The sequence below is a fragment of the Burkholderia sp. CCA53 genome (assembly GCF_001685525.1).
In the GTDB taxonomy this organism is placed as follows: Bacteria; Pseudomonadota; Gammaproteobacteria; order Burkholderiales; family Burkholderiaceae; genus Burkholderia; species Burkholderia multivorans.
The window spans coordinates 12,245-25,000 of sequence record NZ_BDDJ01000004.1 but is presented as its reverse complement, the minus strand read 5'-3'; the positions used below and the strand labels follow the sequence as shown (position 1 = coordinate 25,000).

Sequence of the window (12,756 nt, the reverse complement as noted above, 5' to 3'; positions counted from 1 at the left end):
TCAAACCTCCTTGCCCAAACGCATCCAGCGGCGGGCAAATGCTTCTCGGCCGCCTTCCATCACCCGGCAGACCTCCTCGCGCACGGCCTTCTCCTGCAAGGCGCCGCTTTGCTGAACCAAGCACTGGCCGCGACCGAACTCCATCACATGCACCAGTTCGGCATCGCCATTCACCACCACGTTGGGGTTGTGAGTGACCACGATGAGCTGCCGACGCAGCTTGTTCTCGCGGATCTGGCGCACGATCAGATCGTAGATCAGGTGATTGTCCAGATCATCCTCGGGCTGGTCGAGCACGATGGGCTCCTCGCCGAAAGCGAGCAGGAAGGCCAGCAACGCCGCCGAGCGTTGGCCTTGGGAACCTTCGCTGATGGCGTACCACTTGTTGTCGCGCTGATACTCGATGCGCAAGTCGTCTTCCGGGTACCAGACGAGCACGTGGTCGGCGAACTCCGGCTTTTGGGCTTTTCGTTCCAGATAGTTGCGGAAGTGCCCCCCCAAGGACGCGGGACGTTGAAGAATGGCGTGGCGGGTGCGATCCAATGCCGCCAACTTCTGGCCGTCAGTCGCCGTAGCGAGATCGAACGCCAGTCCGGACGTGGCCTGTCCATCCTCGATCTTGAGAATGTCTTCAGCGAATCGGTCGTCCGCCACCTCGATCAACTCCCGCAAACTGCGCTCGATCACCTGCGCGTCGAAACCGAACGGCAACACGCTCATGCGCACATGGGGGTTTTGGGCGAGCTTGTCCTTCAGAAACGCCTGCCTCTGCTGCGTGATGGCCCGGCGGCGCTCCAGCACCAGGGACTGCTGAGCCTCGATTTGTTGCACGAGCAGTGTTCTATCCGACTGCATCTGCCGCAGAGCCTTGATCTGTGTCTCCAGGTGCTGCCGCTCCTGGGTCAGTCGTGCAAATGCCTGCGGGTCAGCCACGCCTTGTGCGGCAAGTCGCGTCTGCAAGTTCTGGTGCTGCTCGCGAGCAGCGTCGGCCCGGCTGCGCCAGGCGCCTAGGCGCGCGTCGGCTGTGAGTTGGGCGATGCCTTCATCGAGCGCCGCCGCCTCCTGCCCCAGGCGTTGCCGCGCCCTGGCCAGCAGGCTATCGGCTTTGGCCCGCCACGCCAACAGGTCGGCGTCGGCCTCGGTGAAATGCTGCGGCAGCCAGTCATCGAGCAGCAGGCTATTGGCGACCTTGCGCAAGGTGGCTGCACCTTCGCGCAATTGCCCCAAGGCTTCGTCTACCGCGCGCTGCTGGTGTTGAGCGCGGGCAAAGGCTTGCAGCACGGCTGCGTGATCGGCTTGCGACAGCGACTTGAGCTTGCCCTCCACCTCCTGCCGGCGTCGCTCGACTTCGGGCAGTACAGCGAGTTTGCCGTCGATCTCGCGCAGCCGTGCGCGCTGAGCGAAAAACGCACGCTGCGCTTCCTCATAGGCTTGCTTGAGCGGCTCCACACCCGCAGCTTCGTCGATGATGGCCAGCAGGGCCTGCCGTCCGCCACCGGCCATCGCCGCGATTTGGCCCTGGGAGAAAATGCGCAAGGGGAAGCGGGCCGCATTCACGCTCTGGCTAGCAGAAGGCTGCCACTGGCCATCGCGCCACTCCTTGACCTCGACGGCTTTTCCTTCACCACGCCAGCACAGGCGCAGCCGCGTCGTCTCATGCTGCCATTCGACCCTGATAGCCGTGTCTGGCTTCAGCGCGCCTCTGTCATCGCGGCCTTTGGCGATCGTTCGAAAGGCTTCGAAACGCTCGCGTGGCTCGCTGTCTTTCGGCAGCGCCTGAATCTCAGCCTCGCGCCGGGTCGCCAGCCGCAGCGCATGCACCACCGTGGATTTGCCGGTGCCGCGGCCGCCGACGATGGCGTTGAAGAAGGGCGACAACTGGAGAACGGCCGGTCTTCCGTTGCCGATCACCCTCGCTCGTTCGATTTCGATGGCGCGGATCACATGCGCCGGCGTCTTGAATGGATCGAACGGTTCTGCGTCGTCGCTGCGCCGGAGCGACACGCCGTTGCCGTCCAGCAGTGCCAACCGCAGCCCCTCCAGCGTGGGCTTGGCCATCTTGACCCAGGTGTAGTAAGCGCTGCCTGGTACCTTCGCGCCTTGAAAGTTGTGGCAGTCGCTGCCCAGCACGCGGGCCAAGGGCCTGGCGAGCTTCTCCACGGCTTGCGGGTACGGGTTGTTCAGGTCGCACCACTCCACTGCCAACAAACCCTCTACTTCCAGCGCTTGTTTGACAGTGTTGGCTGACAGCGCGCTTTGCCGCGTACCAGGGTTGACGCACAACAGGCCGCTGCCACTGTCGGCGTGCGCCGGGATGGGGATCGCGCCGGCACGAAAAACCTCCTCCAAGACCTGAGTCAAGGAGGCCCGTGTCACAGCGGCAGCGTCGGCACTGTCGGTTACGCCGCGCAACTGAGTCGGGAATCCAACCGCACCCAGCAGACTGTCGATGTCGCTTGTCGTGGCCGATGGGTCAAAGAGCGCCAGCACATGCACGCCGCCGTTGGCGGAAATCTCCACGCCCGGAAAGATCGTCAGCTCACGGAAACCCGCCGGTGCCTGGCCTTGATCCGCCTGCACCTTCATCTGCTCGTAAGCAGCCTTGAGCCCGTCGATCCAGGCCCCGCTGTTGTGGTCCGTCACGGCCACGCAGTCGATCCCGGCGGCCATGTATTTGAGCAGCCATTTCTCGGGAGTGATTTCATCGGGCGTGCCCATGGCTTTCTGCCAGGCATCGGTGTCCTTCGACGCCGGCGTGTGTGTGTGGAAGTCGAACTTCCACCAGCGCGAACCAGGGTAAGGCGACAGAGTGTTAGACATGTCTCTCTCTCTCAAATGTCCAGTTGCGCCTGCGAGCCGACCACGCCCGCTTCGCTGGCCGCTTGCTCGATGGCGCTCCAAGCGGTGACGAGCTCGTTGTAGGCACGGGCCTCCTCGGCCCAGCCCTTGCGCTCGCACAGGGTGTAAAGGCGGTAGGCCAGTGCGCGGATCGGCTCGGCCCTTGCAGGCATGCGGGCGAGCAGCTTCCCGGCCGCGGATTCGCCGTCCTGGTTCAGCGCGCGGATGAGTTGGTGCAGCGCTTCCCACACCGGGGTGCGGGCGTCTGCCTCGGGCGACCAATCGGGCGGCAGCTCGGCCCACTTGAGCAGGCGCAGCAGGCCCTTGCCCGATTCCACCACCCCCGCCGCTTGCAGGCCAGCCACACTGGTGCCCTTGGCGCGCGCCAGCACGTCGGCCTCGCCATATCTGCCCCCGGCCCATGCGTATTGGTCAAACCAATGCAGGCAGAACTGGGTATCGGCGTCGAAGTCGTCTTCGGCGAGAAAGCGGTTGATCAATTGCAGCGCAGTGCGCACGCGCATGGGGGTGCCGTCGGCCTCCAGCACGGCCGCATACTGGCTGAAAATGGCCATGCCCGGGCCGATGATGGCCTGCGAGAGATCCACCGGCGCCACCGGCGAATTGACGCCGCCACGGGTCATTTCATCCAGCGCTTCGGGCAGCGTGGCATTCAGCTCACGAATGAACTCGCGGCGCGACACAGTAGGTGCGTCGGCACGGCGCGGGCGGCAAACGAGGACGATGCATGAGGCCAGCACATTCGTCCCTGTCTTCAAGCCTTGATCACGTTCTGCTCGTACAGGCCAAGTACCAGTCAGCTCAAAACCAGCTTGCAGCACGGCTTCCAGGAAGGTTTCCCAGCCGGTGCTGGAAGTGCCGGCTTCGGTTTGGGTTTCCGATTGCTTGAAAGCGTAGTAAATGGTGACCGGAAAAGCAGGATGCGCTTGCTGCGCCAGGTTGTGCATGGCCTGCGTCATGCCCTCCAAAAAGAACTGCTCGGCCTGTTCCCTGCCGCCGTGGCGATATGGCGTGGCCACCAGCTCCTCGGCCTTGGGCACCGCCACCGTGGCGAACAAGCCCGGATAAATGGGTTTGAGCGAACGGCGCAGCCAGACATAGAAAAAGTCCGATAAATCGGCATAGCCGATATTGTCGTAATAGGGAGGATCGGTGGATACTAGTTTGTCACCACTAATATTTTGAGTTTGCGCATCGGCCTGTAATGCCACTCCGTTGCCTCTTCCTGCATTACTAAGACTCGTAACAAGAACCTTTTCAATCCATTCGAGCGCACCGAGCCAGTTTCCGGTGGAGTTAGAAAGGGGATTTCCTTCTGCATGATCCCACACCATCGGGATAGCTTGACGCCCAAAGGTCTGCACGATGAAATCGCCACCCCACGGAGTGAGCGATGACCAATAGTTGGCACTCCTGCCAACACCAAACGCCAAATACACCGCCACAGCCTGCGCGTAGGCGGTGGCGCCGCTGCCGCCGGCGTCGAGGCCGCGGCCGTCGTCGGGCAGGCCCGCGGCCAGGGCGTCCTGCCGGCATTTTTCGATCGCCTCGCCCACGAGATCGGAGAAGGTGGTCAGCGCCACCAGTTGGCGGGGGGTGAAGAGGTCCGCGAAGGTTTCCATGCCATAAAGCGGCATTTGGTCGCGCGCTTTACCGTGCAATGGGGTATCTGGTTTCCATGTCGGCTGCGCCTGCCGGGCGATGGCTTCATGTTCCTCGATGGGCGGCAGATAGACGCGCCCGCGCGCGCCTTCGGCGACGATAGCCATCAGCCTTGCGCCCATGCGCCCGGCCCGGCCTTCGGCTTTGATGTAGTTGCCGTCAATGGGCGAGCCTGAGAGCACACACTGGAAATTCGCCCCGCGCGCGAGTTTGGTGCCGTTTTTCGCTTCCGCCGGGGGTGTGCCCATGCGCACGGTGAAGCGGTAGCGGTCGCCCTCGATCACCGGCTGCACGTAGGCTTCCTTGCCCGGCTTGCTGCTGAGGATGAAGGTGGAGGCCAAGGGCACCTCCACATGGCTGAAGGCCGGGTTGGGGCTTTTGACGGTGCGCGCCCACAGCCAGGCAATCACGGTGAGTTGCTGCCCCACCAGCGGCTTCAAATCCGGCCGCTCGGCCGCCATTTCGGCGGTGATGGTGATTTTGGGGTACAGGTGGCCGATGCGCTGTTCGGCCTGCTCACGCATCCAGGCGCCGTAACGGCGCACGTCTTCGGCCAGGCCGCGCGCGCCACGCCAGTCTTCGTGCAGCCTGGCCTGCCGCTCGCCCGCCGGCAGCGGCCCCACCGGCGCGCGGCCGGCAAAGCGCGGCGGGATTTCGATCATCGCCTTGTTGATCGTCACCGCCACGGGGTTGAGGTCAGACGCCCAGGCTTCCAGCCCCAGGCGCTGCGCCTCCAGCGGGATGGCGCCGCCGCCGGCGAAGGGGTCGTGGAAGGCGGGGAGCTTCTCCGGGTTGAACAGCTCGGCCGCCTGCGGATGGTTCTTGTTGAGCTCGCAGGTCTCGCGCCAGGAGCGGCGGATCTCGGCGCGGGCGCGTTCGAGGACTTCCTCGTTGTTGGTGTTCTCCCACTGCACCAGGTCTTCGATGATCTTGAACAGCCTCTCGCGCTCGGCGGCGGCCTGTTTCTTGTTGACGCCGCGGCCCAGGTGGCGCTCGTAGCCGGGGTCATTGACCATCTGGGCGAAGATGACAGCACGTGCTGCGGCCAGCGGCCGGCGCGCCCACCACAGGTGCAGGGTGCTGGGGTGGCCGTGGCGGATGGATTTCTCGCGCGCTGCCGCTTCGTTGATGGCGTCGAGCGGCAATGCTACTTCGATGAGTTTCTTGGGGGCTTTGATGCTGGTCATTCTTGAAGTCCTTCAGCGCCAGATGGCAGGGCGTGCGAGCACGTAGCCATCGGGCTTGACGAGTTGTTCGGGCAGCTGGCTGGCGCGCAGCTTGGATTCACTGATGGCCAAGTGGCCGTTGGCGCATTGCATGAGGGCCTTGGAGTGCCGCTTGGGCGGAAACGCGACGATGACGCGCTTGAGGGGGAAGCGCTCGCGCACGCGGCGGATAGGCGTGGTGAGGTCGCTGTCCCCGGAGATGACCAGCGCCATGTCGAAGGCGTCGTCAAAGGCATCGACCATCAACTGGATGGCGATGTTGACGTCGGTCATCTTTTCTTCGTAATCCATCCATGTGGCCTGGCAGGTATAGCACTGGCGCCGTTTATCGAGGTAATGGCCAAACTGGCATTGCACGCCTTGAGCGGCGAGTGCCTCGAGATAATCATTCTGCCGCTTCTGGTCGGCCGCATTGCGGCCGTTGTCACGGATGCGCGCTGTAAAGTAGTGTGTGGTGACCAGACGCTGACCGGGTCGAAGCAGATTGTTCGCCAGCGCCGCCACGTCCAGCCAGTAGTAGCGCTTGAAGCCGGCCGCCTTCAAGCCAAAGTAGAGGTTGAAGCCGTCCACGTAGGCCATCACGCGGGTCATGGCAGCGGCCCCGCTATCTTGACCTCTGACGTCCAGAGACTATAATGAGCGGCACTAACCCCCCGGAGATAGCATCTCCGGCCCGACGCCCCGCAAGGGGCGTTTCTCTTTCTGGGGTTGGATTTTGCCCCACGGCCAGCAGCCACGGCCCGACGCCCTCCCCGTGAGGGCGTTTCTGTTTCTGAGGGCAGCCCAGGCTCACAGCGAGCCCTCCGCCGCCGTGGCGCGCGCGAGCAGCGCGTCCAGGTCCAGGTTGATGCTGGTCACCGCCCAGTCGGGCTCCTGGGTGAAGGGCTTTCGGATGTAGAACGGCCCTTCGTGCCTGCCGCCGTCAACGAGCACGATGGCCAGGATGAACTTGTCCGCCTGGTTGAGGCCATAGAGGATCTCGTTGCGGGTGACGGTGATCGTGGTCTGGCCTTTAGCGCGGCCCTTGACCTCGATGTGGCGCGAGGTGGGCAGGCGGCCATCGCGGGCTTGGGGGATGCTGGTGACGTCCCAGCCGCACTTCTGCGCCGAGACGTCGATGACCTCATGGCCCAGCGCGCGTTCGGCGTTCATCACCGCCTGCATGGCGATGTGCTCGATGCGGCTGCGCGCATCGGCATCCGCCGACCAGCCGGGCTGACCCTTGCGCTGCATCAAGAGGCCCGCCGGGATCACCAGCGCACCGCCCAGCACGACCGGCGTGGCGGAGACCACATGGCGCATGGCCAGCAACTCCTTCTCGCGCGATTCGCGGCGGGCGGTCAGGTCGTCGATGGTGCGGCGCACGTTCTCCAGCGTCAGGCGCACATCCTTGCCGGCAGCCAGGTCGTCTTGCAGCTTGATGTAACGGTCGGACCAAAAGTTGATTTCCTTGACCAGACGCTCATGCACGGCGGCCAGGGTTTTGTCCACCGCCTTCTCGCGGCGGGTGCGAACTTCATCGAAGTGTTCGGGCACCAGGAAGCTTCCGGCATGGGTCAAGGCCTGTTGCTCCAGGTCTTTGGCGATCCACGGGGCCGCCAGCACGTCTTCGATCAATTTGAGGTCGGCAGGCGCAATGGGCTCCAGGTCCAGGTGAGGCGCCCAGCCGGCGTTGGTGGCATGGCCCTGCGGGTCGATCTCGACGAACTGCATGCGACGCGAGACGATGCGCGCGGGGTCTGCCCCTTCCTTGACCGCGTGATCAACGATGAACATCACCTTCGGGGTGACGCCCATATCACTCGGGTCCACCAATACCGCGCCTTGCTTGAGCTTGTTGCGGTGAGCTTCCAGCACCAGGTCGGTGACCGCCTGCATCAAGGGGTGGCCGGGATGGATGAGGCTGGCCATCGGGGCGCCGACACGGTCGGTCAGCCGCACGTACTGCTTCTCGAAGCAGACGCGCTCGTAACGGCGTAGCACCGGGTCGGTATTGCGGCGGTCGCGGCCGGTGATTTGCCGGTCGCGCTCGCGGATGATGGCCGGGACGTTGGTGATCTCGTAGCGCCCTTGCTCGCGCGGGCGCAGCTCGCCGCCCAGTTGCTGGAAGGCCTGATTGAAGAAAGCGCGGATGAAGAAGGGCTGCAGCTTGCGGGCCTCGGCCTTCTCCATCTCCTCCTTCACCGCGAACAGGCGCTTCTCATCCATCACCTCTTCGCACAGCGCATTGCGTTTGATGATGTTTTCAAGGTGCTGGGTATCCAGCGCGCCTTCCACCTTCTTGAGCAGGCGGGCACGGACTTCGGGATCCGAGCCGTAGCGGATGGCCTCGATCAGCAGGTCCTTGAGGGGCTTGTCCTCGAAGACCTCGCCCAGGATGTCGAACACGCGGCCGCCCAGGGCCTGGCGCTCCACCTCCAGCTTCTCGAACAAGCGCTGGAAGACGTCGCCCTCGCGGGTCTCGGCGGCCACCATGTTCCACAGGTGGCAGACCTCGGTCTGGCCGATGCGGTGGATGCGGCCAAAGCGCTGCTCCAGGCGGTTGGGGTTCCAGGGTAGGTCGTAATTGACCATCAGGTTGGCGTTTTGCAGGTTCACGCCTTCGCCCGCCGCGTCCGTGGCCAGCAGCACGCGCACCGTGGGGTCGTTGCGGAACAGCTCCTGCACCTTGCGGCGCTCTTCGCGCTTGACCCCACCGTGGATCATCACCACGGCTTCTTCGTTGCCGATAAGGCCGCGGATCTTCACCGCGAGGTAGTTCAGCGTGTCGCGGTGCTCAGTAAAAATGATGAGCTTGCGCTGTCGCCCCTCGGCGTCGCGCATCTCCGGCGTGTCTTGCAGCAGGCGGGAGAGCTCATCCCACTTGCGATCCTGACCGGAATGCACCACCTGGCGGGCCTGCTCCTCCAAGCCTTCGAGGATGATGATTTCGGCCTCGAGTTCCTGGATGGTCTGCGCCGCCGTGGCCTGGTCGACCACGGCCTCCTCGAAGTTCTCATAGTCTTCGGGCGACAGAGCGTCGGCGGCTTCCCACACGTCGTCGGGCAGGCTGTTGTTGCTGCCCAGTGTCTCGGCCAGTGATTGGCCGCGCTGACGGAGTTTTTCTTCCTCGACGCGGCGCTTGAGCTTGTTGCGCCGCCGCTTGAGCGACTGATAGATGGCCTCGGGGCTGGAGGCCAGGCGGCGCTGCAGCGCCGTCAAGGCGAAGCCCACCGTGCCCTTGCGTCCGCTGTCGGCCAACTGGTCGGCCTTGTTGAACTGCTCCTTGACGTAATCGGTGACGGCCGCGTACAGGGCGGCTTCGAGGTCGGAGAGCTTGTAGTTGACGGTGTAGGCCCGGCGCTCGGGGAACAGCGGGGGTACCGTCGAACTTGAGCAGTTCCTCCTTGACCATGCGACGCATGAGGTCGGACACGTCCACCTTGTGCGCGCCGTCACGGAACTTTCCGTAGAAGCGGTCGGCGTCCAGCAGCGACATGAACAACTGGAAGTCCTCTTCCTTGCCGTTGTGCGGCGTGGCCGTCATGAGCAGGAAGTGGCGGGTGATCGAGCCGAGGAGCTCGCCCAGCTGAAAGCGCTTGGTCTTGTTGATCTTGTTGCCGAAGTAGTTGGCCGAGAGCTTGTGGGCTTCATCGACCACCACCAGGTCCCAGCGCGACAGGCGCAGCTTCTCCTGGAGGTCTTCGGCGCGGGCCAGTTGATCGACGCGGGCGACCAGCAAGTCATGGTCGTCGAAGGGGTTTCCGCTGCGCGACTGTTCGACTTGCTCTCGCGAAAACAGCGCAAACGACAGGCCGAACTTCTCGAACATTTCGTCCTGCCACTGCTCGACCAGGCTGCCGGGGGCGACGATCAGCACGCGCTTGGCATCCGCGCGCATCAGCAGCTCGCGGATGAAGAGGCCTGCCATGATGGTCTTGCCAGCACCGGGGTCGTCGGCCAGCACGTAGCGCAGCGGCTGGCGCGGCAGCATCGACTCGTAGACCGCCGTGATCTGGTGCGGCAGCGGCTCCACGTTCGACGTGTGCACCGCCATCATCGGATCGAACAGGTGGGCCAGGTTGATCCGGTAGGCCTCGGTGGCAAGTTTGAAGTCCTCGCCTGGGGCGTCGAAGGCCCATGGGCGGCCGGCTTCGGCCAACGACAGGTTGGCCTCGTCGGTGCGGAACAGCATCCGCTCGCGCAGCGAGCCGTCGGCGGTCTTGTAGTAAACGGTGAGGGCGTTGTCACCGACCGGCTCTGTCGTGACGATGCGTACCACCTGCCCGGGTTCCAAGCCCGAGATGGCCGCGTTCTTCTGGATCTGTTCGAGCTTCAGCACGCTCAACCCTCCTTGCTTGTCGTGTCGTAGCCCGGGGCGAGCACCAGGTTCGTGACGCCGTACAGCGCCTGGCGATTGCGCAGCCACAGGTGGTGCTCGCCACCCTTGAGGCTGTGATCTTCGGTGCAGTCCACGTTCCAGCGGCGCAACAGGTAGCCGGCCATCGCCGCACGGGTCCGCACCTTGAGCACGCCGCCGTCCATGCCGTACTCGGCCTCGATGGTGTCGGGGTGCTGCACGTTGGCCGGATGCGGCACGAGCTCGAGCTCGGTGATCCGGTTCCACTGGATGTCCTGATCGGGCTTCTCGTGGTCGGCCACAGGGCCGGGCAGGATGCGGGCGGCGTCGAGGCGGCCCAACACGAAGTCGCGGAACTCACCGCTGCGCCGGTCGAAGGCGCGGACGTGCCACCGTTGGCCGCTGTCGGCCAGCGCGAACGGCACGATCTCGCGGGTTGTCAGCCCGCTGGACAGCGCGCGGTAGGCAACTTCAACGGCCGCACCCTGATGAATGGCGCGCGTCAGAACGGAGAGGATCTCCAGATCGATCTTGCCCGGCAGGCTGGTGCCCTCCTGTGCCACGACACCCTTCCAGCGGATGGGCTCGCCGTCACCGTAACCCTGGGACAACCAAGTGAGGATCCGCTCGGCGGGGAAGTCAAACAGGGGGCGGAACCAAGCGGCGCGGACGTAGACCTTGCCCTTGGTGTCGTACTCGATATTGCCTGGGGCCAGCTCCTTGTACTGGGCGATGTCCCGCGTGGCTGCCGCAGCCTGGATGCCGAAGCGCGTCACCAAGTCCTGGCGGCGGATCTCGCCAACGAACCGCAGGCGCAACTCGACGAACGCGAGCCGGTCGCGTTGCGCCTGGGTCATCTCCGGGAGTCGGCCGCTCGACATGTTCGTGTGCTAGTTTCCGTAGCTTTTGCGGAAGCATACGGATATCCAAAACGAACGTCAAGCAGTCGTAAAACGCGCCGCTGTGCGTTGCAAAATGATTAGCACATGCAGCATGGACCAGCGGCGATCCGCTTGGGTGTCGCGTCAGGTCACGACTTGCCCCCCCGTGTTGTCAACAAATAGAACTGTCCGGTTTCGTAGCACATAAACTGTCCGCTTTTCCGGGCCGGGGAGGGAAGGCGTGAAGGGCGTAGCCCGGAGCGCCTTCCCTCCCCGGCAGGCGCCGCGGCGGACCTACGCGACAACCTGCAGTTCGGGGGTTTGCAGCTGACCGTCAGCCGTGTAGCGCGCGAGCCTTCTCGGGCCATGGAAGATCGCCAGCCGCCCGTCCAGGTAGCGATGCACCCGTACCTTGACCTTCACGTAGTGCATGCGATAGCGATCCGGCGGGATTTGCAACTTCAGCCCCTCGAAAGCGACACAATTGTCCTTGGTTGTGTACCATCCTTTCTGTAAATTCCGTTTAGCGCCTATGGTAGGAAGTGCGCGGCGCTCGGTCTGACGCCATGACTTCGAGAAAGGAGTATGCCCATCATGGCGATGCGTGTCGAAACCAATCCTTTGGAAATGGCTTATGCTGTGTTGCTCGAACACGGACTGGAGGGTGCCGGCGAGGCTCTGCGCATCCTCGTCAATGAAGCCGCCAAGATCGAACGATCCCAGTTCCTTGGAGCGGCGCCCTATGAACGTAGTGAGCGACGGCGTGACTACGCCAACGGGTACAAACCCAAGACGGTACTCACCCGCCTTGGTGAGCTGACCTTTCAGGTGCCCCAGGTGCGTTGCGGCGACTTCTACCCTTCTGCCCTCGAAAAAGGCACCCGCACCGATCAGGCGGTGCATCTGGCCCTGGCCGAGATGTACGTCCAGGGGGTCTCCACCCGCCGGGTGATCGAGGTACTGCAGCGCCTGCTGGGGCCGGAGATTTCGCTCTCCACCGCCCAGGTGAGCCGTGCCGCCGCCAGGCTCGACGAGGGGCTTGCGGCCTGGCGCGAGCGTCCTCTGGGCGAAGTGCCCTATCTCTTTCTGGATGCCCGTTACGAGAAAGTGCGGCTGGAAGGGCGAATCGTCGATTGTGCCGTCTTGATCGCCGTCGGCGTCGATGCGACGGGCAAACGGCGGGTGCTCGGTTGCACGGTGGCCACGTCGGAAGCCGAGATCAATTGGCGACGTTTCCTGGAATCCCTCCTGGCCAGAGGGTTGCACGGGATCAAGCTCATCATCGCGGATGATCATGCGGGCCTCAAAGCTGCCCGCAAAGCGGTGTTCCCTTCTGTTCCCTGGCAGCGTTGCCAGTTCCATCTGCAGCAAAACGCCGGCCAGTTCGTCACCCGACAGGAGGCGAAAAAGCACGTCGCCGCGACACTGCGCGCGATCTTCAATGCTCCGGACAAGGCAGAAGCCGAGCGGCTTTTGAAAGCCGCCCTGGACACCTGGCGCAAGGAGCATCCGAAACTGGCCGAGTGGGCCGAAACCGCGATTCCTGAATCCCTGACGGTGTTCGACTTCCCCGCTGCGCACCGTATCCGTTTGCGTACAGCGATTGAATGGATGACTGGACGGATTGCACCGTCCGATCGTTACACGGGACCAGCAGGCTTTCGCCATAGCCGAGCTCCGCCAAGGCCGTGCCCTTCTGCACCGGGAACTTGATGTGCATGGTTGCTCCTAGACGTTGATGTTGCAGAAACCGATCGCATCGGTAGCCGCCAATGCGATCAGGGGAATT

The 12,756-nt window shown here is 63.9% G+C and carries 6 protein-coding genes and 1 pseudogene; 1 reads left to right on the top strand and 6 read right to left on the bottom strand.

Annotation, left to right across the window (positions count from 1 at the left end):
- The 6 genes and pseudogenes from BCR55_RS29345 to BCR55_RS29320 form a co-directional block, all read right to left on the bottom strand.
- Positions 1–2,820, bottom strand: a complete 2,820-nt coding sequence (locus tag BCR55_RS29345) for a TrlF family AAA-like ATPase (RefSeq protein ID WP_065497250.1) — start codon at positions 2,818–2,820, stop codon at positions 1–3.
- Between the two features lie 11 nt (positions 2,821–2,831).
- On the bottom strand, positions 2,832–5,708 hold the full coding sequence (locus tag BCR55_RS29340) for a DUF1156 domain-containing protein (protein WP_065497248.1): 2,877 nt from the start codon (positions 5,706–5,708) through the stop codon (positions 2,832–2,834).
- A 12-nt stretch (positions 5,709–5,720) separates the two neighbouring features.
- Positions 5,721–6,338, bottom strand: coding sequence for an NYN domain-containing protein (locus tag BCR55_RS29335; protein WP_065497246.1), 618 nt, complete (start codon positions 6,336–6,338; stop codon positions 5,721–5,723).
- A 198-nt stretch (positions 6,339–6,536) separates the two neighbouring features.
- A pseudogene (locus BCR55_RS33985) lies at positions 6,537–10,068 on the bottom strand (helicase-related protein).
- Positions 10,069–10,070: 2 nt separating this feature from the next.
- Positions 10,071–10,967, bottom strand: a complete 897-nt coding sequence (locus BCR55_RS29325) for a YafY family protein (RefSeq protein ID WP_065497244.1) — start codon at positions 10,965–10,967, stop codon at positions 10,071–10,073.
- A 294-nt stretch (positions 10,968–11,261) separates the two neighbouring features.
- Complete coding sequence (locus BCR55_RS29320) at positions 11,262–11,399, bottom strand: hypothetical protein (protein WP_176697472.1); 138 nt, start codon at positions 11,397–11,399, stop codon at positions 11,262–11,264.
- A gap of 162 nt (positions 11,400–11,561) precedes the next feature.
- On the opposite strand from BCR55_RS29320, the gene BCR55_RS32010 reads away from it, so the two are divergent.
- Positions 11,562–12,680, top strand: a complete 1,119-nt coding sequence (locus tag BCR55_RS32010) for an IS256 family transposase (RefSeq protein WP_371493917.1) — start codon at positions 11,562–11,564, stop codon at positions 12,678–12,680.
- Positions 12,681–12,756 lie beyond the last annotated feature (76 nt).

What these genes read in the sequence shown, in the direction of transcription:
- BCR55_RS29320 (WP_176697472.1), bottom strand. Translation starts at nt 11,399, where the DNA reads ATGCACTACGTGAAGGTCAAGGTACGGGTGCATCGCTACCTGGACGGG.
- BCR55_RS29325 (WP_065497244.1), bottom strand. Translation starts at nt 10,967, where the DNA reads ATGTCGAGCGGCCGACTCCCGGAGATGACCCAGGCGCAACGCGACCGG.
- BCR55_RS29345 (WP_065497250.1), bottom strand. Translation starts at nt 2,820, where the DNA reads ATGTCTAACACTCTGTCGCCTTACCCTGGTTCGCGCTGGTGGAAGTTC.
- BCR55_RS29340 (WP_065497248.1), bottom strand. Translation starts at nt 5,708, where the DNA reads ATGACCAGCATCAAAGCCCCCAAGAAACTCATCGAAGTAGCATTGCCG.
- BCR55_RS29335 (WP_065497246.1), bottom strand. Translation starts at nt 6,338, where the DNA reads ATGACCCGCGTGATGGCCTACGTGGACGGCTTCAACCTCTACTTTGGC.
- BCR55_RS32010 (WP_371493917.1), top strand. Translation starts at nt 11,562, where the DNA reads ATGGCGATGCGTGTCGAAACCAATCCTTTGGAAATGGCTTATGCTGTG.